Below are 26405 nucleotides of genomic sequence, written 5' to 3'. Positions count from 1 at the left end.
ACAAACTAAAGGAAGAAGGAAATACCTATGGTTATGGACCCGACCCTGCCGCGCATCTCTGTGCGCGACCTGATGATGCAGGCTTTTCTCACCGGATGGGAGCTTTCGGACAAGACGGTCTCGCAGGACGAATACCTGCAAAGCTCCATTCAGGTGATCGAAATGCTGCAGGTGGAACCGGAAAACCTTTATGCCGAAGAAGGCCTTGGACTGCCGGACGGCGAAGAAGTGGATCATCTGGACGACTGGCTGCGTGCCGACGGCCAGTGGCTGTACTACGGTGTAGAGGAAGAAAATTTCTTCCTGATCCAGTGGTACCCAGACGAAGCCGCCGCAAAGGCAAAACTGGCCCAGCTGGAAGAACTGGGCGACGGCAAGCAGTATCTGGTAGATTTTTCCCTCAAGCGGGAGAACCCTTCCAGTGCAGAGAACTTCGGCAATTCCAATCCGGTCCAGCTCCGCTCCTGAAAACATCACCTTAAAGCGAAAGGAAATTTTGCAGCATGCAGCTTTCTGAGATCGAGCGCGAACAGCTTTATGCCATCGTTGAAAAATACGATCATCACCCGGATGTGCAGCGGATGCGGGAGTACATCCAGCACGGCTCTGTCACCACCTACCAGCATTGCAAGAATGTGGCGCTGGTGAGCTTCTGGCTCAACCGCCGTCTGCATCTGCACGCTGACGAGACCTCGCTGGCAGTGGGTGCCCTGCTGCATGATTTTTATCTGTACGACTGGCACACCACCGGTACCTTTCACGGCCTGCGCCGCCTGTTTGAGATGCACGGCTTCTCCCATCCGGGTTATGCCTGCGTCAATGCAAAGCGGGTGTTCAGCATTACCAGAAAGGAACAGAGCATCATTGCAAGCCACATGTGGCCGCTGACCTTCCGTCATGTGCCCACCTGCCGCGAAGCAGTCATCGTCTGTCTGGCCGATAAGTACTGCGCCGTGGTGGAAAGCATGTTCCAGCGTTCCCGCGCCGGTGCCGTGGTGGACGGCAGCGTGGACATCGACGGCGAAGAGTGGTAAGCCTGTTTTTACCTTTATCATTTTATCAATGGACAAAAAAGAACTCCGCACCTCACAGGGCGCGGAGTTCTTTTGCATCTTACAGCTTTTTATAGCCTTCCGGTTCATTGGCGGCAGCGCGGTATTCCATTAAGAATGTGTCCAGCCAGCGGCCGTGACAGTCGCGGGCAATGCGTTCCCGGCGGCCCACTAAGCGAAAGCCGCATTTTGTGTGCAGGGCGCGGCTGGCAGCGTTGTCCTGCAGCACGGTGGACTGCAGTGTCCAGTAGCCGGCCTTTTCTGCCTGATGGCACAGCTCGGTCAGCAGGTGATAGCCAAGGCCATGGCCCCGGAACTGCTCACCCACGTAAATACTCACCTCGGCAACGCCGCGGTAGCACCAGCGCGGGTCCACCCGGCGCAACGCCGTCCACCCGGCGATCACGCCGTCGGCCAGCAGTACCAGTCGGCATTCTTTTGCGTGGGAAGCATCCCACGCAGAATACGGCGGACAGGTGGTCTGAAAAGTGGCATGTTCTGTAGCAATGCCCTCCAAATAAATTCTGGAAACAGCGCTCCAGTCTTCCGGCTCCATGGGCCGGATCTCGATTTTGCTCATATTTCGATCCCGGCGGAAAGTGCATAGCTTTCCGCGCCCTCAACTCTCAAAAATATCCGGCTCCAGTATAGCAGAATTTGCGGTGCGGTACAAGCGCCGTACTGCACAGAAATTTCTTTGACAAGCGGAAGGTTTGTGATACAATAAATCATAACAAAGAAAAGCACGGCAGGATACGCCGCTGCAGAATGGAGGATGTCCCAAAATGAAGTGGATCAGAACGATGGTGTGTGCGCTGGGAATGCTGGCGTGCGTATCGCTTTCGGCATTTGCTGCAGAGTACGGCGAGCCGAACATCACAACAAAGACGACCATGAAAGAGCTGCGGGAGAACCCCAGCATCAAAGGCTCCGGCTACTATACCTACTGCAACGAATGGATCGAGGGCAGCACGCAGTACGATGATACGCCCATTGAGGGCTATGTAAGCTACGCGGCTGCCGAGGATGCCGCCGAAGGCATGAACCTTGTGATCGAAAACTACAACAGGGGCGTACAGATCACATGGCAGGTGTATACCCCGGAAGAAATTGCGGAAAATCCTTCTCTGGGCATGGTGCAGTTGTATTATTTCCCGGCTAAAACAGCCAACGCAAAGTACGCCATCGTGGTGCCCGGCAACGGCGGCAACACTACCGCAGAGCTGAACGAGGGTGCATCCATTGCCAACCAGCTGCACGAGCTGGGCTATGCGGCTTTTGTGCTGCGGTACCGCTCTTTCCTGAATGCATCCGACAATGCGCCACTGTACGATATTGCCAATGCCGTAAAGTACCTGACCGAAAATGCAGATCAGTTTGGCGTTCAGCGCGAAAACTATGCGCTGATGGGCTTTTCTTCCGGCGGACACATCGTGGGCCTGATCGGCTCAGACAACGAAAAGTTCGGCTATAAGGCATTTGGCCTCCCACAGCCTGCAGCGCTGCTGCTGGGTTACCCCATCAACGATTTCTTTGAGGTGAAGCCGCTATATCAGCTGGCCATTGACCCGCTGGTGCTTGGCTGGCGTTACTACTGGACCGATATTTCGGATGTGGTGAACGAAAACTTTACCCCTACCTATTTCTTCTACGGCAAAAATGATCTTTATATGCAGCGCATGTGCTACTCCCAGCAGGGGCCGCTGCTGGAGCGCAAGCTCCGGGAGAGCGGGGCTGTTTATGAGTGCCATGTGTACGAGAACGCACCCCACGCCATTGGCCCGGGCCGCCACACCGATGCGGACGGCTGGATCCGGCAGGCAACGGCATTCTGGGAAAAACAGTGCAAATAAAGAGATAAACGGGGGATTGCTGTGAGAAATCGATTGCGCACGGTGATGTTTGGTATTGGCCTGATGATCCTGCTGGCACAGCCGGCGTTTGCGGAGGAGCTTGGTCAGGCCAACATCACACCGCGCACCAAAATGGCAGAGATCCGCTCCAACCCCAGCGTTGTGGGTGCGGGCATCTACACCTACTCGCTGGATCAGGACCGTGTGCTGGACCGGATGTACTGGGACGCGCAGCCGCTGAGCTGCCTTTCCAATCACTGGACGGCACAGGATGCGGCGGATGGACTGAACTATCTGATCCGCACCTATAACGCTGGGCAGCGGGTGACCTTCCCGCTTTATACGGCGGAGGAGATCGCGCAGGATACCAGCCGGGACGGTGTGGAACTGTATTATCTGCCGGCAGAAGGGGCGCAGGCAAACCAGAAATATGCGCTGGTGATCGGCGGTAATGCGATCGTGGTCAGTGCGGAGATCCGCGAGGGCATTTCCACTGCATGGAACCTGCACGAAATGGGCTACCCGGTGTTCGTGCTGCGCTACCGCATCGGCATGAAGGCTTCCAACAATGCGCCGCTGCAGGATGTGGTCCGCGCGGTGCAATACATCACGGAACATGCAGGACAGTTTGGCGTGCAGGCGGAGGATTATGCCATTGTAAGTTATTCCTCAGGCGGGCAGATCGCCGGACTGTTCGGCACCGACGCGGTGGGCTACAAAAATTACGGCCTGCCAAAGCCCGGTGCCATGCTGCTGGGCTACCCGGTAAACACCTTCCTGGAGTTCAAACCGGTCTATAATATCCTGCTGGACCCCGGCGTGTGCAAGCAGCGGTATTATAAAATGACATTGTCTGATTACATCACACCGGATTACCCGCCTACCTATCACTGGTACGGCAAAAACGACATGACCCTTATGACCATGTGCTGGTCGGCGCAGGGGCCTGTGCTGGAAAAGGCACTGGCCCGCAACCATGTGACGCATATCTACCATGTGTATGATGATGCTCCCCATGCAGTGGCCGCAGGCAAGGGCACCGATGCGGAGGGCTGGCTGAATGAAGCAGTTGCCTTCTGGGAGGAACAGGTCGGCTGAAAAGGAGATGTTGAGTTGAAACACAGGATATGCACCGCAGCAGCCTGTATCTGTCTGCTGCTGATGATGGCGCTGCCCGCATTTGCAGCAGAGTATGGCGAGCCGGATATCACGCCGCAGACCACCATGGGCGAGATCCGCTCGAACCCCAGCATCCTTGGCGCAGGCGTTTGGACCTATTCCAAGGAGCAGAACCTGCCCGGCACCGAGGACTGGTGCAATGACCAGACGCTGGAAAAATATGTGAGCAGCCATGTGGCACAGGATTGTGCCGATGGTCTGAACCTGCTCATCCGCAATTACAATGCGGGCGTGCAGATCACCTATAAGCTCTACTCGGAGCAGGAGATCGCCGAGGACAGCTCCCGCAACAATGCGGAGTTCTATTACTACCCGGCCAGCACGCCGGATGCAAAGTATGCGCTGGTGCTCTCCGGCAACATCCTAAACCGCACGGCAGAGTTAAAGGAGTGCATCTCCACAGCTTACCAGCTGCACCAGAAAGGCTATGCGGTGTTCGTGATGCGCTACCGCGCCTACCCGGATAACGACAACAACGGACCCATAGAGGACATTGCACGGGCGGTGAAGTACATCATCGGCCACGCACAGCAGTTCGGCGTGCAGACGGAAAGCTACGCCCTGATCGGCTATTCTTCCGGCGGACATCTGGCGGGCCTGTTTGCATCGGACGCTCTGGGCTATAAAAACTATGGCCTGCCCAAGCCCGGCGCAGTGATCCTGGCGTATCCCATCGTGCAGTTTTCCGAGATCACACCGATCTACCGTGTGGGCATCGACCCCTTTGTGTGCGGCCGGTTCTACTATGAATACAGCCTTGCCGACCTGATCACAGAGGACTATCCGCCGGTGTACTTCTGGTATGGCAGGGATGACCTGACCTTGAACCTGCTGTGCTGGCCGCTGCAGGGGCCGGCCCTCAGCAAGGCAATGGCCGCGCATGGCGTACCTTACAAAGAAGTGGTATATGACCACGCAGCCCATGGCATCGGCCTTGGCCGCGGCACGGCTGCGGATGGCTGGCTGGACGAAGCCGCTGCCTTCTGGGAAGAACAGACAAAATAATATAAAGTACGCAGATCCGGGCTTTGCAGCTGCACAGCCCGGATTTTGCAATAGGAGACATTATGGAATTTTTAGCGTTTCTTTACACGGTGCTTCTGGTGGCCATCTGCCTGATGATGGCCCTGCTGCTGTACCGCTCGGCAAAGCCTGCCGCAAACCGGGACGATGCAGAACGGAAGGAATGGCTGCGTCAGCAGCTGGAAGCGCAGAACCGCCAGATGGACGCGAAGCTGGCAGAGATGGCGCAGCAGAACCTTGCCGCTATGGGCCACATCAGTGAAACGCTGCAGGCTTCGGTGCAGAGTATGAGCACCGCCCTTGCCGCAGGGCAGGGCACCCAGCAGCAGACCATGGAGCAGCGCCTGCAGGGGCTGGAAGCCTCCAACGCCCGCAAGCTGGAAGAGATGCGCCGCACCCTTGCCGAGGGCATGACTGCCCTGCAGGCCCAGAACGCCCAGAAGCTGGACGAGATCCGCCATACGGTGGACGAACAGCTGCAGGATGCATTGCAGAAGCGGGTGACCGAAAGCTTCAAGGCGGTGAACGACCAGCTGGAACAGGTGTACAAGGGTCTTGGCGAAATGCAGAACCTTGCCGCTGATGTGGGCGGGCTGAAACAGGTGCTTTCCGGTGTGAAGACCCGCGGCATCCTGGGTGAGATCCAGCTGGGAGCCATTCTGGAAGAGATCCTTGCCCCGGAACAGTACGACACCAACGTGGCCACCATTCCGGGCAGCACCCAGCGGGTGGAGTACGCCATCCGGATGCCCGGCGCGGACGGCGGCACGGTGTGGCTGCCCATCGACTCCAAGTTCCCCGGCGACACCTATGCCCATTTACAGGATGCGCAGGCATCCGGCGACGCACAGGCCGTGGAGAACGCCCGCCACGCACTGGAGCTGGTGCTGCGGGCCGAGGCCAAGGACATCCGGGAAAAATATGTGGAGCCGCCCTACACCACGGCGTTCGGCATCCTGTTCCTGCCCTTCGAGGGTTTGTATGCCGAGGTGGTGAACGCGGGCCTGCTGGAAGTGCTGCAGCGGGACTATCAGGTGAACATTGCAGGCCCCAGCACCATGGCAGCGCTGCTCAACAGCCTGCAGATGGGCTTCAAGACCCTTGCCATCCAGAAGCGCTCCGGTGAGGTATGGCAGCTGCTGGGTGCGGTGAAGACCGAATTTGACAAGTTCGGGCAGGGGCTTTCCAAGATGCAGCAGCGCCTGCGTCAGACCGACGAAGAGCTGGATAATCTCATTGGCGTGCGCAGCCGTGCCATCAGCCGCAAGCTGCGCGCGGTGCAGACCATGGACGAAAGCGCTGCCGCCGCGCTGCTGGAGCTGGATGCTGAGCCGGGCAAACCGGTGGCGGCACGTCTGCCGGAGAATGGGGAAGAGCTCTGATGTGCAGAATATTCCCACGTTATCCCTTGCGATTTTTCTGACGATGTGGTATGATAGGAACTGTTCTCAGAAACAACCGCCGCAGAAACGCGGCACTGCATAAAAATATAAATAAGGAGACCGAGCATTATGAGCGTAAACAAGATCAGTGAAGCCATTTTGGGCGTTGGCGTGGATGATACCACCATCGACCTCTTCGAGAGCCAGTATCCGGTGCCCACCGGCGTGAGCTATAATTCCTATGTCATTCTGGACGAAAAGACCGCCGTTCTGGACACGGTGGATGCCCGCGCTACCGAGCCGTGGCTGGAAAACCTGACCGAAGCTCTGGCAGGCCGTAAGCCGGATTATCTGGTGGTCTCCCACATGGAGCCGGACCACGGTGCCAACATTGCAAAGCTGGCGGCACTCTATCCTGAGATGCAGGTGGTGGGCAACGCCAAGACTTTCCTGTATATGGATCAGTTCTTTGGTGCTGATGCTGTGGCAAAGGAGCGCCGCGTGGTGGTGAAGGACGGCGAGAGCCTGAGCCTTGGCACCCACACCCTGACCTTTGTGTTTGCCCCCATGGTGCACTGGCCGGAGGTCATGGTCAGCTATGAATCCACCGAAAAGGTGCTGTTCTCCGCGGATGGCTTCGGTCGCTTTGGCGCTGTGGCAAAGTTTGACGAAAAGGCCGACTGGGCCAGCGAAGCCCGCCGCTACTACCTGAACATCGTGGGGAAATACGGCCCGCAGGTGCAGGCGCTGCTGAAAAAGGCCGCGGCTCTGGACATCCAGACCATTTGCCCGCTGCACGGCCCGGTGCTGACCGGAGATCTGGGCAAGTACCTGAACTACTACGACATCTGGTCCAGCTACAAGCCCGAGGAGCCGGAAAAGATCCTTGTGGCAAGTGCTTCCATCCACGGCCACACCCGTGCAGCAGCCCACCTCATGGCAGAAAAGCTGCGTGCAAAGGGCGCAAAGGTCGTGGAGATGGACCTGACCCGCACGGATGTGTCCTATGCCGTCACCGAAGCCTTCCGCTGCGGAAAGATCGTGCTGGCCTGCGCCACCTACGACGGCTTCCTCTTCCCGCCGATGGAAAATCTGCTGACCCACCTCAAGACCAAGAACTTCCAGAACCGCACGGTGGGTCTGATGGAGAATGGCACATGGGCACCCATGGCCGCAAAGCTCATGCGCGCCGAGCTGGAAAGCATGAAGAACATCGCCGTCTGCGAGAATGTGGTCACCATCCGTTCTGCCGCCAATGCCGCTGCAGAAGCCCAGATGGATGCTCTGGCTGCAGAAATCGTGGCAAAATAAAGCACTCTGGAAAAATACGCAAGATCCTCTGCCGACTGCCCGGCAGGGGATTTTTTTATTGAACCATGTGGAAGAGTTTGATATACTGAAAAGCAGAAGTTTATGGATGGAGGAATATCATGTCTGTAAAAATAAAAGCGGATATCAGACACTGGCTGCGGGAGTTGGATAAGAAATATTTCTTTGTGATGCTGGGCTTTGCGGTGATGGTCTATTTTCCGCTGATCAGCTTGAAGCTGACGAACACAGTGGATGGTCTGTGGACAACGGCTGAGTACATGGCGGGAGCATGGGAGCTTTCCAATGGGCGATGGTTCTGGCTGGTGACCAGTTTTCTGCGTTTCAGTCTGCAGCTAGAACCCATCAATGCGGTGGTATGCTTGGTGCTGGTTTCTCTTGGAGTCACCAGGCTTCATATGCTCTTCAAACCGGCATGGATGAGAACATCCTGCATTGACTGGCTCGCAGGTTTATGCTATGTTTCCAATGTTGTGGTCGGGTGCTATCTTTCGTTTCACTTCATTGCACCGGAGTACGGATTTTCGTTTTTCTTTGCAATGCTGGCTACAGAGCACGTGATCCGGGGAAAATCAGCCGTAAGCAGCATTGTGCCGGCAGCGGTGCTTTTGGCACTGAGCCTTGGCCTGTACCAGACGAACCTTGCCTGTTTCTGTCTGGTGCTGCTGGCCTATTTTCTCCTACTACTTTTCCAGAATGGAGAAAAACAAAAGATTCGGGAATATATTTGCAAAAGCCTGGCAAGTGCTGCATCCGGCGCAGTGCTGTATCTGCTGATCTTAAAGATTACACTGTGGGCGACGGGAACGGCGATGGCCGATTACCAGGGTGGTGCAGATATTTCAGTGTCTGGAATTCTGAAAAATCTTCCTTCCAGCGTTGAAAAGTGCTATGAGCTTTTTTATCGGTATTTCTTTGGTACCCTTGTAAAACACAATATGCTGCAGGAAACTGCAGTTGTATTTGCTTTGATTTTTTGTGTGGTGGGTGCCGCGCTTGCGTGCAGACTGGTTCGGCTCATACGCCGGAAAGATTGGGAAAACACTTTCTATGGCACAGCAGCGCTGCTGGTGCTGCCCATGATGTGCACGGTATTTATGGTGGCAACCTCGCAGGCGTCGTTTTATATTCCCATGTCCGGAGGTCTGGCCTTGTTCCTGCCGGTCTGTTTCTGGCTATTGGACAGCAGCCGGGAGGGAAAAACAGCCTGTGATGCGTTCCGCAAATGCTGGAATAAAGCAGAAAAAGCACTGATCCTGCTTACGGCGGCTGCTGTCGTTTACGGGAGCGTATTCATGTCGGCGGTCGATCAGCAGGCGATGTATGAGGGACGCAAGGCAACAAAACAAATCGCGGACCTTGTGGCCGATGAGCTGGTGGCAGAGGGCTATTATGATTTGCCGGAAAAACTGCCAGTGATGCTGGTAGGCCGCCCCAGTGCAAGCCCACTGTTCCGGACACACATCATCTATTGGGATGCAAACGACTACGCACAGGTGGGCCTTTTCGAAAAAGAAAATGCCGCCACAATGCGCTACTCATGGAATGCGGTGTTTCGTGACCTCACACCGATGCAGCTGGAGCTGTGCAGTGATGAGGTATATGACGAACTGATCCGGACAGAAGAAATCAAACGAATGCCGACATTCCCTGAGAAAGGCTCCATGCAGGAAATGGACGGCGTATATGTGATCAAAATTTCAGAGGATTATCTGATCGATGAATAACAAATGAGCCTGAGAACATAAAACGGGACAGATGGAGAAAATAACGATGAAAGAAAAAATCGATGTACAGAAACCGGACGACCTTGGGCTGGATATATCGGATCTAAGATATTTTCTGGTGATGCTGCTGTTTTCGGCGGTAGTGTTTTTCCTGCTGATCAGCCAGCGGCTGACCAATACATTTGACGGATTGTGGAACAATACATGGTTCTTCGGCGGCTATTGGCAGGTAGTCACGGGCCGATGGCTCTGGCCGGTGATCGATGCGCTGCGGTTTGGCATCCAGACGGAACCTTTCAATTCATTGCTGATGCTTTCCATGTCGGCGCTGGCTGTTACCCTGCTTCGGAAGTTTTTTACAGAGAAGGATTCTGTCGTGACCTATCTGGCGGGTATGGCTGTTCTGGCCAGCACGGTCACTGGAATACAGCTGTCATATCGGTTTCAGTCGCCGGTGTTTGGCTGCTCATTTTTGTTTTCCGTTCTGGCGGCAGAGCGTGTGGTTCGTGCCGCAGATTTTAGAAAAGCGGTCGTACAGGGAGCACTGCTTCTGGTCATGAGCCTTGCGTGCTATCAGACGAGCCTTGATAACTTTTGTCTGCTCCTGCTGACATATCTTCTGCTGCTTCTGTTCCGCAATGTGGACAGAGAAAAGGTCCATGCCCACATTGGAAGAAGTCTTTGCAGCGCAGCTGCAGGAATGGTTTTGTATTTCCTGCTCACAAAGCTGATCGTATGGGCATGTGGATGGCAGATGGCAAGTTATAATGGAGGAGCGGATGTTTCGGTACTTTCTATACTGAAAAATCTGCCCAATGCCATTGCAGAGACCTACCAACTGTTTGGAGCTTACTTTTTTCAGAATTACTATCGGCATAACATTCTGCAGCCGGTGGGCTTTTTCGTTTTGGTATTTCTGGCGCTGAGCATCGGACTGCTGAACCGCTTCAGAAAAATGCTTCACCGGAAAAATTGGGAATATATCCTTCTGGGAGTGGCAGCGCTGATCGTTTTGCCCATCATGTGCAATGCCATCATGCTGATCACAAGCGAGGCGGTCTGGCTTTTGCAGATGGGCGAAGGATTGAATCTGTTCGTGCCGGTATGTCTGCTGCTGCTTGAAGGGACGCGCACAAATCAGCCTATGGTAAAAAAGTATGTACGTGCTGCCCGGACAGGGGCTGTAGTACTTGCGGTTTTGGTCGTCTATGGCAATGTCTGCTCTGCCGTGATCGATCAGGAAGCTATGTATGAGGGAAGAAAAACACTCAAGAGCATGTCGGATCACATCGCGGACGACCTGATGAGCAGCGGATATTTTGACGATAACGAGCAGCTGCCGGTGCTGTTTGTGGGCAGACCCAGCTCGAACTCCAGTTTTATGAAGAGGGAGTATTACCTCTATGCAAATCCGTATGCGCAGATGGGCCGCTTCTGGCTGAACGATTACTCGGCCAGAGCGTCTTGGAAAGCGGTTTTCAGGGATATTACTCCGGCAAAACTCAAGCATTGCTCGGTGGAACAGTATGGGGAACTGTACAGCAGAACAGAGCTGGAACAGATGCCAGTCTATCCGCAGGAAGGATATATCCAGCAGATCGACGGTGTGGTCGTGGTAAAAATTTCAGATGATTACAAAGTTGATAAAGAGTTTGCGCCACTAATCGACCTGAGAGAATTGTTTCAGCTCATAATGGATGACATAAACGATTCATAATGGCTGCGGCTTTGTGAAAAAACCTCCAACGAACGCGACTTTTGCGGAAAGTGACTGCACAGCCCTTGCAAACTGTCCCGAAATGTGGTAACATAGCTCTTGGTTATAAAACCTGAATACTCCCAAACGCAGCGACGGAGAGAGTAGGCATGGCGTACACGGCAAAGAGAGAAGCTTCACCGGCTGAGAGGGCTTCCGGGTGTATCTGTGCTGAAGTTCGCTCCTGAGCGGTCTGTGCGAAACAGCAGTAGTACAGAACGGCCACGCCCCGTTACGGCGTTCTGAGAGCCGCCCGGCATCTGTGCACGGGTGGAAACCGGGTGGTACCGCGGAGCTAAGAATCAACAGCTTCGTCCCTTTTGCCTGAGAAATCGGGCAGGGGACGGAGCTTTTTTGTTGCACTCCGCTCATCAACACGAAGAATAAAGGAGAGAACATCCATGCAAGCAATGATCGACGAGCTGGCAAAACAGGCCGCTGAAAGCCTTGGTCAGGTGTCCGGCAAGGAAACGCTGGCCTCCTTCTGGCAGGAGTACCTCAGCAAAAACGGCAAGATCCCTGCCCTGATGAAGAACCTGCGCACCGTTGCGCCGGAAGAGCGCCCCGCTATGGGCAAGATCATCAATGAACTCAAGGCAAAGGTTCAGGCAGATTACGACGCTGCTGCAGAACAGGTGAAGCAGGCAGAGCTTGCTGCCCGCAATGCTGCGGAGACGGTGGATATCACCCTGCCCGCCAAGACCCGCTCTGTGGGCGGTCTGCACCCGCTGACCCTGATCACCAACCAGATCATCGACGTGTTCTCCGGCATGGGCTTTTCGGTGGGTACCTTCCCGGAGATCGAGGACGATGACCACAACTTTACCCGCCTGAACGTGCCCAAAGATCACCCGGCACGCGACATGCAGGACACCTTCTACCTGTCGGAGGAGTTCCTGCTGCGTACCCAGACTTCCGGCGGCCAGATCCGCACCATGGACGTTCAGAAGCCGCCCATCAAGATCCTGATGCCCGGCCGTGTGTTCCGCTCCGACTCGGACGCTACCCACAGCCCCATGTTCCACCAGATGGAAGGTCTGGTCGTGGACAAGGGCATCACCCTGGGCGACCTGCAGGGCGCACTGAATACCTTCGTGCAGAAGCTGTTCGGCGCTGACACCCGCACCCGCCTGCGTCCCTCCTACTTCCCGTTCACCGAGCCCAGCGTGGAGGTGGACGTGAGCTGCTTCGAGTGCCACGGCAAGGGCTGCCCGCTGTGCAAGCACACCGGCTGGATCGAGGTGCTGGGCGGCGGCGTTGTCAACCGCAAGGTGCTGGAGAACTGCAATATCGACCCGGACGAGTATTCCGGTTTCGCCTTCGGCATTGGCATCGAGCGTATCGCTATGCTGAAGTATGGCATCAACAACATCGGCCTGATGTTCGAGAACAACCTGCAGTTCCTCAAGCAGTTCCACGAATAAGAGGGGAGAGAAGAGACAATGAAAGTACCTTTCAGCTGGTTAAAAGAATTTGTAGATATCGACGTTACTGCGCAGGAACTGGAGGAAAAGCTCTTCTCCTGCGGCTTTGAGGTCGAAGAGCTGATCCCGCTGGATGCCGGCATCAGCAAGGTGGTTGTCGGCAAGATCGTGGAGATGGAAAAGCAGGAGGGCACCCACCTGACCAAGTGTGTGGTGGACTGCGGCGACTACGGCCACGACATCCGCATCAGCACCGGTGCCGCCAACATGAAGCTGGGCGACTGCGTGCCCGCTGCTCTGGATGGCTCCACCCTGCCCGGCGGCATCAAGATCAAGGCCCGCAAGATGCAGGGCGTGGAGTCCAACGGTATGCTGTGCTCCGGCGAAGAGCTGGGCCTGAACGACGACCTGTTCCCGGGCTCTGAGGTCTACGGCCTGCTCATTCTGCCCGAGGATTCTGTCCCCGGCACCGACATTGCTCCCGTGGTGGGTCTGGATGACTATATCTTTGATATCTCCATCACCGCCAACCGCCCGGACTGCCAGTCCGTTCTGGGCATCGCCCGCGAGGTGGCTGCCGTTCTGGGCAAGCCCCTGCACATGCCCGCCATGGACTACAAGACTGTCTGCGAACCGGATGCGCCCATCACCGTCAAGGTGGAGGCTCCGGATCTGTGCCCCCGCTATATGGCACACTATGTGCGCAACATCCGCATGGGCGAGTCTCCCCGCTGGATGAAGCGCCATCTGGCTCTGTGCGGCCTGCGCTCCATCAGCAATGTGGTGGATATCACCAACCACACCCTGCTGGAAATGGGTCAGCCCATGCACGCCTTTGACCTGAACAAGGTCGCCGGCCGCACCATCGATGTGCGCCGCGCCCATGCGGGCGAAAAGATCGTCACGCTGGATGAGAAGGAGTTCACTCTGAACCCCAACAATCTGGTCATCTGCGATGCCGAAAAGCCGGTGGCACTTGCCGGCATCATGGGCGGCGCAAACTCCGGCATGGATGAGAACACCACCAGCCTGCTGTTTGAGTGTGCCACCTTCGCCCGCGACTGCGTGCGTAAGACCAGCCGCGCATTGGGCCAGAACAGCGACTCTTCTGCCCGCTACGAGAAGGGCGTGGACCGTCACTCTCCTGAACTGGGCCTTGCCCGTGCCCTGCACCTGATCCAGGAGCTGGACTGCGGCGACATCACCACACTGGAATATGACCTGACCGATGGCCGCCCGATGGAGCGCAAGCACATCGTTACCACTCCGGCTAAGATCTGCGGCGTGCTGGGTATCACCGTGCCGGATCAGACCATGATCGACATTCTGCAGCGTCTGGAGTTCACGGTGGATGTACAGGCCGATGGCAGCTGGGACGTGTCCGCACCCCTGTACCGCGAGGACGTGGAGAGCTTCCCGGATCTGGCCGAGGAGGTCATCCGTGAGTACGGCTACGACCACATTGTGCCCACCTTCCTGAACACTGCCTCCGTTACAAACGGCGGTCTGAACTATGACCAGAAGCAGCAGCTCAAGACCAAGCGCCTGCTGGCCGCACAGGGCTTCTATGAGGCCTCCACGCTGGCCTTCTACTCCAACGCAGAACTGGATATGCTGCACATCCCGGCGGATGATGAAGCCCGCAAGGCCATCCGCATCCTGAACCCCATCAGCGAGAATCTGTCCATCATGCGCACCCTGCTGGCTCCCTCCATGCTGAACGTCATCGTGGACAACCTCAAGAAGGGCAACACGGAGGGCCGTCTATTTGAGATGGCACCGGTGTATCTTGCCAAGGAACTGCCCATCAACGAGCATCCGCACGAGCGCCAGACCCTCTGCATTGGTGCATTCGGCCCCGAAGAAGATTTCTTCACGGTCAAGGGTGCACTGGAAGCACTGGCAGCCGGCTTTGGCCTGCGCTTTGATTATAAGCGCGAGACAACCCCGTGGCTGCACCCCGGCATCAGCGCCGCTGTTTACTGTGGTGACAAGCGTCTGGGCGTGTTCGGCAAGCTGTCCAACGAGATCAACGGCGAGCTGGAAATTGCAAAGGATCAGAAGGACAACCAGAATATCTATCTGGGTGAGCTGGACTACGAGGCTCTGATGTCCTGCGTGGACGGTGAGCTGCGCTATCAGCCGCTCAGTCCCTACGCTGCTGTCAAGCGTGATCTGGCATTGGTCTGCGACGAAAAGACCACCTGCGGCGAGATCGAGGAGACCATCAAGAAGGCCAGCCCTCTGGTGGGTGAGATCAAGCTGTTCGATATCTACCGCGGCGCAAATCTGGGCGAGGGTAAGAAGAGCATGGCGTTCACCCTGTCTCTGTCCGACCCGAAGAAGGAAGTCTCTGCGGAAGAAGTGGAGCGCGTGGTCAAGAAGATCCTCGGCAACCTGAAGTTCAAGCTGGGCATCGAGATCCGCTAACTCTATTATAGAAGTAATATAAGGCCGTCTGTGCAGGAATGTGCAGGCGGTTTTTTGCGTAAAAAGAGAACGTTGAATACAAGAAAATGAACGTTTTTCAGCAGCGCAAGAAAAAAGATGAAAAAAGTTGTCAAAAAGTGTTGACAAGGAGGCAGGGGTGTGGTATTATACTTGAGCGCCAAGCGCTGAGGCAAAAGAATGACTTCCGAAGTCTCAGCAGGAAGCCCTTGAAAAGAACCAATAGACGTCAAGAAAGACCGGTTTGTTCCGAGAAACTTCAAGACATCCAAGTTCAGAAAGTTCAAAAGCTTCTAAAAAATAAGACTTGACAAAAAACCACTTCGGTGGTAAAATGAACAGGTCGTCAGCCGCAAGGCTGAGGCGCTACAGGACCTTGAAAATTGAACAATATCGAAAAACTTGTAAGGAACCTTTTAAGTGTTTGGAAAAACACTAAAAACAATTCCAAAAGTAATTCACACAGGACGCAAGCGATTGCGTGCTGAGCGAATAAGATTTAACACTTTAAAAGTGATAAATATCATTTATAAAGAGTTTGATCCTGGCTCAGGACGAACGCTGGCGGCGCGCCTAACACATGCAAGTCGAACGAGCGAGAGAGAGCTTGCTTTCTCGAGCGAGTGGCGAACGGGTGAGTAACGCGTGAGGAATCTGCCTCAAAGAGGGGGACAACAGTTGGAAACGACTGCTAATACCGCATAAGCCCACGGTGCCGCATGGCACAGAGGGAAAAGGAGTAATCCGCTTTGAGATGGCCTCGCGTCCGATTAGCTAGTTGGTGAGGTAACGGCCCACCAAGGCGACGATCGGTAGCCGGACTGAGAGGTTGAACGGCCACATTGGGACTGAGACACGGCCCAGACTCCTACGGGAGGCAGCAGTGGGGAATATTGCACAATGGGGGAAACCCTGATGCAGCGACGCCGCGTGGAGGAAGAAGGTCTTCGGATTGTAAACTCCTGTTGTTGGGGAAGATAATGACGGTACCCAACAAGGAAGTGACGGCTAACTACGTGCCAGCAGCCGCGGTAAAACGTAGGTCACAAGCGTTGTCCGGAATTACTGGGTGTAAAGGGAGCGCAGGCGGGAAGACAAGTTGGAAGTGAAATCTATGGGCTCAACCCATAAACTGCTTTCAAAACTGTTTTTCTTGAGTAGTGCAGAGGTAGGCGGAATTCCCGGTGTAGCGGTGGAATGCGTAGATATCGGGAGGAACACCAGTGGCGAAGGCGGCCTACTGGGCACCAACTGACGCTGAGGCTCGAAAGTGTGGGTAGCAAACAGGATTAGATACCCTGGTAGTCCACACCGTAAACGATGATTACTAGGTGTTGGAGGATTGACCCCTTCAGTGCCGCAGTTAACACAATAAGTAATCCACCTGGGGAGTACGACCGCAAGGTTGAAACTCAAAGGAATTGACGGGGGCCCGCACAAGCAGTGGAGTATGTGGTTTAATTCGACGCAACGCGAAGAACCTTACCAAGTCTTGACATCCCTTGACAGACATAGAAATATGTAATCTCTTCGGAGCAAGGAGACAGGTGGTGCATGGTTGTCGTCAGCTCGTGTCGTGAGATGTTGGGTTAAGTCCCGCAACGAGCGCAACCCTTATGGTCAGTTACTACGCAAGAGGACTCTGGCCAGACTGCCGTTGACAAAACGGAGGAAGGTGGGGATGACGTCAAATCATCATGCCCTTTATGACTTGGGCTACACACGTACTACAATGGCGTTAAACAAAGAGAAGCAAGACCGCGAGGTGGAGCAAAACTCAGAAACAACGTCCCAGTTCGGACTGCAGGCTGCAACTCGCCTGCACGAAGTCGGAATTGCTAGTAATCGTGGATCAGCATGCCACGGTGAATACGTTCCCGGGCCTTGTACACACCGCCCGTCACACCATGAGAGCCGGGGGGACCCGAAGTCGGTAGTCTAACCGCAAGGAGGACGCCGCCGAAGGTAAAACTGGTGATTGGGGTGAAGTCGTAACAAGGTAGCCGTAGGAGAACCTGCGGCTGGATCACCTCCTTTCTAAGGAGTCAGGCGAAAGAGCGACATCGAAGATGGAGATCTTTCGGACAGGTAACAAACAAGCAGAGTAGATATTGTTCGATTTTGAGGGCCCTGAAAAGGGAACTCAAAGACGTACCTTGAAAACTGAATAATAACTGCGAAACAAAGATTATAGTAAGTTCTTTTTTAAGAAATATTACAATTTCAAAAGGAAGGGTAACAATAATCTTCGTTGGCAAGAGAGAATCAAGAGGATACCAAATGTTCCAAGAGAACGTTTGAAAGGTCAAGCGAACAAGGGCGCAGGGCGAATGCCTTGGCACTGGGAGCCGATGAAAGACGTGATAAGCTGCGATAAGCTTCGGGGAGCTGCAAATAAGCATTGATCCGGAGATTTCTGAATGAGGAAACTCACCTGGGTTCATACTCAGGTACGTTATACTGAACTTTAAAATAGGTATATCGAGGGAACCGCCTGAACTGAAACATCTAAGTAGGGCGAGGAAGAGACATCAAACGAGATTCCGTAAGTAGTGGCGAGCGAACGCGGAAGAGGGCAAACCGAGAGTAGAAATACTTTCGGGGTACGGAGCGCATTTAGGACTTAAGTTGTTAACCGAACGGCATGGGAAGGCCGGTCAGAGAGTGTGAGAACCACGTAGGTGAAAACGACAAGAGCCGAGCGAATTCCAGAGTACGGCCAGACACGTGAAACCTGGTCGGAATACGGGGGGACCACCCTCCAACCCTAAATACTACCCAGTGACCGATAGCGTATAGTACTGTGAAGGAAAGGTGAAAAGCACCCCGGGAGGGGAGTGAAAAAGAACCTGAAACCCTGTGCCTACAAGCACCTAGAGCGCGTCAAAGCGTGATAGGGTACTTTTTGTAGAACGGTCCGGCGAGCGATTGTATGCAGCAAGGTTAAGGACTTAAGGTCTGGAGCCGAAGCGAAAGCGAGTTTGAAAAGGGCGTTAAGTTGCATATAATGGGCCCGAAACCGGGTGACCTACCCATGGTCAGGTTGAAGTGGAAGTAAAATTCCATGGAGGACCGAACCGACCTCCGTTGAAAAGGCGGCGGATGAACTGTGGGTAGCGGAGAAATTCCAATCGAACCCGGAGATAGCTGGTTCTCCCCGAAATAGTTTTAGGACTAGCCTCAAGTTAGATACCTGGAGGTAAAGCACTGAATAGCCTAGCGGCCGAGAGGTTAGCGAAGCTTATCAAACTCAGAATGCCAGAGTATTGATGCTTGGGAGTCAGACAGTGTCAGATAAATGTCATTGTCAAAAGGGAAACAGCCCAGATCTACAGCTAAGGTCCCAAAGTCAGGTTAAGTGGAAAACGATGTGAAGATACGTAGACAACCAGGATGTTGGCTCAGAAGCAGCCACTCATTCAAAGAGTGCGTAATAGCTCACTGGTCGAGCGTCTTTGCGCGGAGAATTTAACGGGGCTAAACCTGACACCGAAGCTTAGGCAGCATGTTTACATGCTGGGTAGGGGAGCGTTGTATACGCGGTGAAACAGTAGCGCAAGCGGCTGTGGAGTGTATAGAAGTGAGAATGCCGGAATGAGTAGCGCGAATGCAGTGAGAATCTGCATGGCCGAAAGCCTCAGGTTTCTGGAGGAAGGTTCGTCCGCTCCAGGTTAGTCGGGAGCTAAGGTGAGGCCTAACGGCGTAGCCGATGCACAGACGGTAGAGATTCCGTCACCACCAAAAGAGTTAAACACAGGGACACATATGAAGTCTCGGAGCCGGGTGTTGGTTCCGGTAGCGATCGAGGGAAGTTAGTACCGAAGTCTGAGATGGAAGATGGCGAGAAAAGCTGTGTGAATTTCTGCGGTGCCCGTACCGCAAACCGACACAGGTAGGTAGGAAGAAGATTCTAAGGCCAACGGGAGAAGGGTTGTTAAGGAACTCGGCAAATTGACCCCGTAACTTCGGGAGAAGGGGTGCTGCAGCAATGCAGCCGCAGAGAATCGGCCCAAGCAACTGTTTACCAAAAACACAGGTTTGTGCTAAATCGAAAGATGACGTATACGAGCTGACGCCTGCCCGGTGCTGGAAGGTTAAGAGGAGATGTGCAAGCATTGAATCGAAGCCCCAGTGAACGGCGGCCGTAACTATAACGGTCCTAAGGTAGCGAAATTCCTTGTCAGGTAAGTTCTGACCCGCATGAAAGGCGTAATGATTTGGGCACTGTCTCAACAGCCCGCCCGGCGAAATTGTAGTACCGGTGAAGATGCCGGTTACCCGCGACAAGACGGAAAGACCCCATGGAGCTTTACTGTAGCCTAATATTGGGTTTCGATGTTGCATGCACAGGATAGATGGGACACTGGGAAGCAGGTGCTTTGGCGCTTGTGGAGTGGCCGTTGGGATACCATCCTTGCGATATTGGAATTCTAACCTGCGCCTTTGAATCAAGGCGGGGGACATTGTTAGGTGGGCAGTTTGACTGGGGCGGTCGCCTCCTAAAGAGTAACGGAGGCGTTCAAAGGTTCGCTCAGCTTGAACGGAAATCAAGCAAAAGAGTGCAAACGCAGAAGCGAGCCTAACTGCGAGACTGACGGGTCGAGCAGTAACGAAAGTTGGAGTTAGTGATCCGGTGGTATGTGAGTGGAAATGCCATCGCTCAACGGATAAAAGTTACCCTGGGGATAACAGGCTGATCTCCCCCAAGAGTCCACATCGACGGGGAGGTTTGGCACCTCGATGTCGGCTCATCGCATCCTGGGGCTGTATTCGGTCCCAAGGGTTTGGCTGTTCGCCAATTAAAGCGGTACGCGAGCTGGGTTCAGAACGTCGTGAGACAGTTCGGTCCCTATCTGTCGTGGGCGCAGGATATTTGATGGGAGCTGTTCCTAGTACGAGAGGACCGGAGCGGACGTACCTCTGGCGCACCAGTTGTTCTGCCAAGAGCATAGCTGGGCAACTATGTACGGATCGGATAAACGCTGAAAGCATCTAAGCGTGAAGCCGACCCAAAGATAAGATATCCCATTGTTTCAAACAAGTAAGACCCCTTGAAGACTACAAGGTTGATAGGCACGATGTGTAAGTGGAGCGATCCATTCAGCAAGCGTGTACTAATAGGTCGAGGGCTTGACCACAATTCGCTTGAGACTCTGAGAGTCAACGAAAAAATGTAAGCAGTGATTATTCAGTTTTGAAGGCACGTCCTTCTAAGAAATACTGGACAAAGTACAACAAACATGTTATACTGGTTCAGTCAGATCGGTCGGTGTCGATGACGGTGAGGTTCCACCTGTTCCCATTCCGAACACAGAAGTTAAGCTCACTTGTGCCGAAGATAGTTCGCTGGAAACGGCGTGTGAAAATAGGTAGTCGCCGACTTAAAAAAACGCTTCAGAAGAAATTCTGAGGCGTTTTTGTTTTGTCTTGAAACCGTTTTAGGAGAAAACAGAAAGGCAGGTATGCTTTGAAAATGATGTGAGCATTGAAGATGAAACAGACTGGAAGAGAAGGGCACAATTTCATGTAGAGTGAAGCGAAAAATTTTATGATGTGTTTGTGCCTTATCTATTGAACAAACAAAAACCTTAAATAAATCATGGTGGCTCGGCTGTGCTGACCTTTTGGCACGACCTGGCCGCTTTATTGTAATAAAACCTTGACTCTTCAGTCGTTGTAGGGTTTACTATCTATAACGGAAAGGAGCTGCCCGGTCTGGCAGTGTAAGCTCTGTACATTCGGCAGAGAAGAGGGAAGCCGGGCAGAAAACATTATGGAAAAAAATTTGACCAGCGGCAGTGTGCTGAAAAGCATTTTGTTTTTTTCACTGCCCTATCTGCTTTCGTACTTTTTGCAGACGCTGTACGGCATGGCGGATCTGTTCATCATCGGGCAGTTTGAAGGTGTGGCCAGCACAACGGCGGTGTCCATTGGCAGTCAGGTGATGCATATGATCACTGTGATGATCGTGGGCCTTGCCATGGGAGCAACGGTCACTATTGGCCGGGCCGTGGGCGCAGAGAACAAACCTCGTGCGGCGCGGCTCATTGGTAACACAGTCACGCTGTTTATGGCAGGATCTGTGGTACTGGCAGCTGTGCTGGTAGGGCTTGTGGATCCGATCGTACGCATTGTCTCCACACCGGAGCAGGCCGTGGCGGGCACTCGTACCTACCTGATCATCTGCTTTATCGGCGTTCCATGCATCACGGCGTATAATATCATGGCATCAATCTTCCGCGGGCTGGGCGATTCCAGAAGCCCGATGTACTTTATTGCGGCCGGTCTGTGCCTTGCCAGCCTTGCCGTGGTGAACGAAAAGGAGTACATTCTGGTCACGCTGGGGGCACCCGGAAACCACGCGACGGAGCAGACCAACATCATGGATGCTGTGCAGGTGTACCGCAGACTGGAAAAGAAAAAATGACTGTTTTGCGCCAATTCTACCGCCAGTCGGTTGCGCGGGAATGTCCGGTCCGGTACAATGGAGCCACAAACAGAACTGCTGGCTCACAAGGAGGACAAAACGATGTACGAACTGAACAAGATCGCTTTTGGGAGTTTTCTGGCACAGCTGCGCAGGGAAAAGGGCATGACCCAGAAGGAGCTTGCCGCCTGCCTGTATGTTTCGGATAAAGCCGTCAGCAAATGGGAGCGCGGAGTTTCCCATAGTTAAAGATACCACACCAAATATGATGAACCCACGCTTATACACTACCAGCTATAATAAACCGCAAGGACAGCAATTTGATGATACTGCTGTCCTTTCTTTTATAAAATTGCAGTACACATAAAAAAGCTGTAAAATGATAAATATATTTGTCCTTGTAACAATTCTCGGACATTTGCCTGTTATACTATCTGCAAAAAGCAAAGGAAGTGAGAATATGGAGCAGATTTTAATTGTCGAGGACGACAGTTTTTTGAATAAGATGTTAGACTATAACCTGACCGCAGACGGCTACGGCGTGACTTCTGCCCTAAATGCCAGAACCGCAGCCGACGCCATCCGCCAGCGGGAATTTGATTTAGTGCTGTTGGACATCAACCTGCCGGACGGCAACGGTTTTGAGCTGTGCAAACTGATAAAGCCCCAGCACCCGGACACCATCGTGATTTTCCTGACCGCCAACGATCAGGAGAGCGACCAGATACGGGGTTATGAGGTGGGCGCGGTGGACTACATCACAAAGCCCTTTGTGATCGGGGCCTTGCAGCGAAAAATCAAAGCTATGTTCGCCATGCTGGAACACCACAAACCGGCCAAGGACATTTACGACGACGGGCGGCTGTTTCTGGACTTCTCGGAGCAGACGGCTTCCTTAAACGGCAAGCCCCTGACCCTATCCCCGATGGAGTATAAAATGCTGAACCTGTTCCGCAAAAATCCCCGGCAAGTGCTGACCCGTGGGCAGCTTTTGGAAAAGCTGTGGGATATAGACGAAAGGTTTGTGGACGAACACACCCTGACAACCTCCATCAGCCGGATTCGCAGCAAGATTGAAGCCGACGGCGGCGCGCCCTACATCAAGACCGTTTACGGCATGGGCTATCAATGGACGGGGGGCGAGGCAAAATGAAGTTTCAAAACCTATCGGTAAAGCGGCTGTTTGGCCGGGTGGCAATAGGACTTGTCCTTTCCATGTCCGGGATCACCATAGCCCTGTTTCTTGTGACAAAACAGACGGCGGTGCTGCTGACAGGCGGGGCGCTGCTGCTGTGCGCTCTTGTGGGGATTTTTGTACTGACGCAGGCGTTTGGAAAGCGGCTGTCGCAGTTTACCGCTGACCTGTGCCAGACCTTAGACCACATGATAGCCGGAAATGAAGCGCCCCAGCGCCCGGAGGACAGCGAAACCCAGCTTGCCAGAATCGGACACCGGCTGGCAAGGCTTTACCAGATCATGCAGGAGAACCGCCGCCGGGTGGACGAGGAACGGCAGGAGTTACAGACCCTTGTATCAGATATTTCCCATCAGGTGAAAACGCCGGTAAGCAATCTGAAAATGGCGACGGACACCCTGCTGGAAAAGCCTATGACCGAGGCGGAGCGCACCGACTTTATCCGGGGAATCCGCAGCCAGACGGATAAGCTGGACTTTCTCTTTCAGGCCCTTGTGAAAACCTCCCGTCTGGAAACGGGCGTGATCCAGTTGGATAAGAAGCCGGGCCGCCTCTTTGATACCGTGGCGCAGGCCATGAGTGGGATCGTGTATGCAGCGGAGAAAAAGGAAACTGCCGTGTCCGTGGACTGCCCGGAGGATTTGACCGTTTCCCATGACAGCAAGTGGACATCCGAAGCCCTCTTTAACCTGCTGGACAATGCGGTAAAGTACACCCCGGCAGGCGGGAAAATCGCTGTGTTGGTGGTGCTGTGGGAAATGTATGTAGAGATCAAAGTGACCGACACCGGCAAGGGCATTTCCGAAAGCAATCAGGCCGCCATCTTCCGGCGATTTTATCGTGAGGAAGAAGTACACGAACAGCAGGGCGTGGGCATTGGCCTGTATCTGGCCCGCGAGATCGTAACGCGGCAGGGCGGCTATATCAAGGTGATTTCGGAGCCGGGCAAGGGTTCGGAATTTTCCATTATGCTGCCTACAAAATAGAACGCGGCGGACGGCCATTTCCGGCTGCCCGCCGTAAATTTTTTTGAAATGTCCGAGCATTGTAACATTTCCCCCCGATTTTCAATGAAATTTTTTGGCCGCTGTAACATTTCGCGGACATTTGGGTTTTACAATACCCTTATCAAATATGGAGGTGATACAACTATGACATGGCCTTTTGAGAACGATACCAGCGTCATTGTAAAGAAATTAGCAAAACGCAATGTATCTTCAAATCGTATTTTTTGCTTTTTTAATGTTTTGACCATTGCGCTGGCAATTAGTTTGATTGTGGGAATCTCCTTATTCCAACAAGGCAGCAAAATTAGTGAACAAAAGATTTTGAATCAAATGCAGCAAGCTACCATCGGGGGGCTTACAGCAGAACAGATAGAAGTTCTGAAAAAAGAACCTGATCTTGAAGATATTGTACCCTATAAGCATAGTGATAGTTTTCTGATGGATGGGATCAAATTTGAAGCGGTTTATATGCCGACTGGTTTTGGAATTATAAAATCCTATGAATTAGTCAGTGGAACCTGTCCAGAACAGTACAATGAAATTGTAATTGATAAAAATGTTCAATTAGAGCTGGGGTATCAGCTAAATATAGGAGATACCATCACTTTACCAACGGCGGGGAGTAAAACAGAGGATTTCATCATTACTGGTTTTACTGATAATGTGGAAACAGGAACATTTTACTTTTATGTCTCCCCAGCGTATGCAGAACAGGGTGTGTTATTATCTGATATTCCATATAGTGCCTTGATTCGTGTAAATGGTGCCACGGAAATGGGACTTATTGATTTTGAGAATACAGTATATCGTCTGGCTTTATCCCAAGACATAAGCAGGAACCAACTTTATTTTAATAGCAAATTCTGTTCCTCACTTATTAGTGGATCAGGAATGGGAGGTGTTCTTTTAGCTACTCTTTTTATTGCATTTTCAAGCGGAATTGTCATATACAGTGTGTTCTACCTTTCGGTATCAAATCAAGTGTCGCAGATTGGACAGCTCAAAACTATTGGCATGACAGAAAAACAGATTAAGCGGATGATTCGTAAAGAGGGGTATCGTTTCTGCCTGTTCGGAATACCTGCCGGTATTACAGTAGGTATCATATTTGCATATTTGTTAGAGCCGAATGGAATAACGATTATCAATGCCATAGCCACAAGTATTTTTGCAATAATATTAGGTATTATCATCGTACAAATTTCCGTATACAAGCCCGCACAAATAGCTTCAAATATTTCCCCTATTGAAGCAACAAAATATGTTGGAAACGATCCAGAACTAAAAGAAAGTAGAGTGTGCAACAGGAAAAATCATATTCGTCTCTCACCGTATTCTTTAGCCGTATTGAGCGAAAAGCAGAATCGAAAAAAACACAATCTGACGATTGCCTCGCTTGCAATCGGCGGGATTTTATTTATGGTTGGAGCCACTTTTATATCATCATGGAATCCAGATTCCTTTGCGAGAATGGGGAATTTGGAAGATGGAGAATATTATATTACGATTAACCACAATACATTAGTCAATCCGAAACCGTATGGTATTTCGGAGTATCAAGTTGATACGCCTTTTTCACAGGAACTCATGGAAGAATTGCAACAAATCCCGGAAGTTAAAGAGATTTATGCTACGGAGAGAACCGCAGCTATTATTGAGTATCACAATGAACAATTAGAAATTCCCATTATTCCGATTACGCCTGATAATCAGGAAGAAATTTTGAAAACGTTTCCTGTTGATTGGACATACGAAACATTGGTGGAACAAGACGCTATGGTTATATTGGGAACAAGCGTACAGAAAGAAGTCTATCATACTTGCCCGTCAATAGGAGAAAAAGTGACATTACGATGGTTTGATGGAACTGAACACAGCATAGATGTTTTGATTGCCGGTACTTCCGAAAAAAGTATGAATGAGGGCTTTTATCTTCCAAAAGAAACCATAGAAAAGTTGTGGGGCGATATGGATTTAACAGCTTCCTTAACTTTGTCCGTACCTGAATATGAAAAAGTGGGTAAATCAGTAGAAAGCAAATTAAATAAAATACTGTCCCGACACCCTGATTTGGTAATGGAAACCTTACAAGAGGTAAAAGCATCTTCGGCAAATACGATTCATAATACCAGCGTACAAGTTTATGGAGTATCTGCCTTTGTCATTATGTTTAGCATTTTTAATCTGACAAACACCTTGATTAGTCGTATCAGTACAAGGAGAAAAGAATTTGGAATATTAGAGTCTATCGGTATGACAAAAAAACAGATAAAGAAAATGCTGCTGCATGAAAGTGTCTTACTGATTATTCCATGCTTGATTATTACGGTTGTGGCAGGAACCTTGATGGGTTATTTGTTAGTACGGATATTGTCTGCGAATGGATTAACTTATTTTCAATATGCTTTTCCTTTTATTCCATTACTGATTTACGGTGTCTGCTTAATAATAACACCTATTATAATTTCTGCTATCTGTCTAAAAATTCAATGCAGAAATTCGTTGGTGGAACGGATCAAAATGGCAAACTGATTTTGAAATGTCCGAGCTTTGTAACATTTCACCCCGATTTTCAATGAAAATTTTTGGCCGCTGTAACATTT

The 26405-nt window shown here is 52.4% G+C and carries 16 protein-coding genes, 3 rRNA genes, 1 pseudogene and 1 other annotated feature; of the genes and pseudogenes, 19 read left to right on the top strand and 1 reads right to left on the bottom strand.

The genetic code is table 11. The features are described from left to right. The first annotated feature begins 27 nt into the window (after positions 1-27). Together ACGHUK_RS08080 and ACGHUK_RS08075 are read left to right on the top strand one after the other, a co-directional pair. Positions 28-468, top strand: coding sequence for a hypothetical protein (locus tag ACGHUK_RS08080; RefSeq protein WP_005945935.1), 441 nt, complete (start codon positions 28-30; stop codon positions 466-468). 35 nt (positions 469-503) lie between these two features. Then, the gene (locus ACGHUK_RS08075) at positions 504-1034 is read left to right on the top strand and encodes an HD domain-containing protein (RefSeq protein ID WP_044954220.1); all 531 of its coding nucleotides are present in this window, start codon (positions 504-506) and stop codon (positions 1032-1034) included. A 79-nt stretch (positions 1035-1113) separates the two neighbouring features. On the opposite strand, the gene ACGHUK_RS08070 is transcribed toward ACGHUK_RS08075, so the two are convergent. Continuing rightward, positions 1114-1632, bottom strand: a complete 519-nt coding sequence (locus ACGHUK_RS08070) for a GNAT family N-acetyltransferase (protein WP_005945939.1) — start codon at positions 1630-1632, stop codon at positions 1114-1116. Positions 1633-1837: 205 nt separating this feature from the next. Between ACGHUK_RS08070 and ACGHUK_RS08065 the strand changes: the two genes are divergently transcribed. The 17 genes and pseudogenes from ACGHUK_RS08065 (at position 1838) to ACGHUK_RS07985 (ending at position 26334) form a co-directional block, all read left to right on the top strand. Further along, positions 1838-2905 carry an alpha/beta hydrolase gene (locus ACGHUK_RS08065; protein ID WP_242960002.1) on the top strand — a complete coding sequence of 356 codons (1068 nt, stop codon included), beginning with the start codon at positions 1838-1840 and terminating at the stop codon, positions 2903-2905. A gap of 21 nt (positions 2906-2926) precedes the next feature. Beyond that, a complete protein-coding gene (locus tag ACGHUK_RS08060; RefSeq protein ID WP_223389754.1) occupies positions 2927-4003 on the top strand; it encodes an alpha/beta hydrolase in 1077 nt (358 codons plus the stop codon). Between the two features lie 15 nt (positions 4004-4018). Beyond that, positions 4019-5089: an alpha/beta hydrolase gene (locus ACGHUK_RS08055; RefSeq protein WP_298638384.1), complete on the top strand. Its 1071-nt coding sequence runs from the start codon at positions 4019-4021 to the stop codon at positions 5087-5089. A gap of 62 nt (positions 5090-5151) precedes the next feature. Beyond that, a complete protein-coding gene (locus ACGHUK_RS08050; RefSeq protein WP_097775384.1) occupies positions 5152-6489 on the top strand; it encodes a DNA recombination protein RmuC in 1338 nt (445 codons plus the stop codon). Positions 6490-6618: 129 nt separating this feature from the next. Beyond that, the gene (locus ACGHUK_RS08045; RefSeq protein ID WP_390573986.1) at positions 6619-7800 is read left to right on the top strand and encodes an FprA family A-type flavoprotein; all 1182 of its coding nucleotides are present in this window, start codon (positions 6619-6621) and stop codon (positions 7798-7800) included. 119 nt (positions 7801-7919) lie between these two features. After that, positions 7920-9545, top strand: coding sequence for a glucosyltransferase domain-containing protein (locus ACGHUK_RS08040; RefSeq protein ID WP_390573985.1), 1626 nt, complete (start codon positions 7920-7922; stop codon positions 9543-9545). A gap of 46 nt (positions 9546-9591) precedes the next feature. Further along, the gene (locus tag ACGHUK_RS08035) at positions 9592-11262 is read left to right on the top strand and encodes a glucosyltransferase domain-containing protein (RefSeq protein ID WP_390573984.1); all 1671 of its coding nucleotides are present in this window, start codon (positions 9592-9594) and stop codon (positions 11260-11262) included. Between the two features lie 122 nt (positions 11263-11384). Further along, positions 11385-11623 (top strand) — a binding site (T-box leader). Positions 11624-11702: 79 nt separating this feature from the next. Continuing rightward, positions 11703-12725, top strand: a complete 1023-nt coding sequence (gene pheS / locus ACGHUK_RS08030) for a phenylalanine--tRNA ligase subunit alpha (protein WP_005945958.1) — start codon at positions 11703-11705, stop codon at positions 12723-12725. Positions 12726-12743: 18 nt separating this feature from the next. Further along, a complete protein-coding gene (gene pheT / locus ACGHUK_RS08025; protein ID WP_207698968.1) occupies positions 12744-15155 on the top strand; it encodes a phenylalanine--tRNA ligase subunit beta in 2412 nt (803 codons plus the stop codon). A 544-nt stretch (positions 15156-15699) separates the two neighbouring features. Beyond that, a 16S ribosomal RNA gene (locus tag ACGHUK_RS08020) occupies positions 15700-17210 on the top strand. 266 nt (positions 17211-17476) lie between these two features. Then, positions 17477-20311 (top strand): 23S ribosomal RNA (locus ACGHUK_RS08015). Between the two features lie 127 nt (positions 20312-20438). After that, a 5S ribosomal RNA gene (rrf, locus tag ACGHUK_RS08010) occupies positions 20439-20555 on the top strand. The 16S, 23S and 5S rRNA genes sit together here, the layout of an rRNA operon. Positions 20556-20946: 391 nt before the next feature. Beyond that, complete coding sequence (locus tag ACGHUK_RS08005; protein ID WP_097775409.1) at positions 20947-21600, top strand: MATE family efflux transporter; 654 nt, start codon at positions 20947-20949, stop codon at positions 21598-21600. Between the two features lie 102 nt (positions 21601-21702). Beyond that, positions 21703-21840, top strand: a pseudogene (locus ACGHUK_RS08000) (helix-turn-helix domain-containing protein); the annotation flags it as partial. 220 nt (positions 21841-22060) lie between these two features. Further along, a complete protein-coding gene (locus ACGHUK_RS07995) occupies positions 22061-22753 on the top strand; it encodes a response regulator transcription factor (protein ID WP_390573983.1) in 693 nt (230 codons plus the stop codon). Continuing rightward, a complete protein-coding gene (locus ACGHUK_RS07990) occupies positions 22750-23781 on the top strand; it encodes a sensor histidine kinase KdpD (RefSeq protein ID WP_117142395.1) in 1032 nt (343 codons plus the stop codon). Before ACGHUK_RS07995 ends, ACGHUK_RS07990 begins: the two co-directional genes overlap by 4 nt. A 165-nt stretch (positions 23782-23946) precedes the next feature. Then, positions 23947-26334 (top strand): ABC transporter permease, encoded by a 2388-nt coding sequence (locus ACGHUK_RS07985; RefSeq protein WP_117142396.1) that lies wholly within the window; start codon positions 23947-23949, stop codon positions 26332-26334. Positions 26335-26405: the final 71 nt, after the last annotated feature.

Origin of the sequence: Faecalibacterium sp. i25-0019-C1, assembly GCF_042854225.1 — a bacterium.
Taxonomy (GTDB): Bacteria; Bacillota; Clostridia; order Oscillospirales; family Ruminococcaceae; genus Faecalibacterium; species Faecalibacterium taiwanense.
This window is presented reverse-complemented; position numbering and strand designations above follow the sequence as displayed.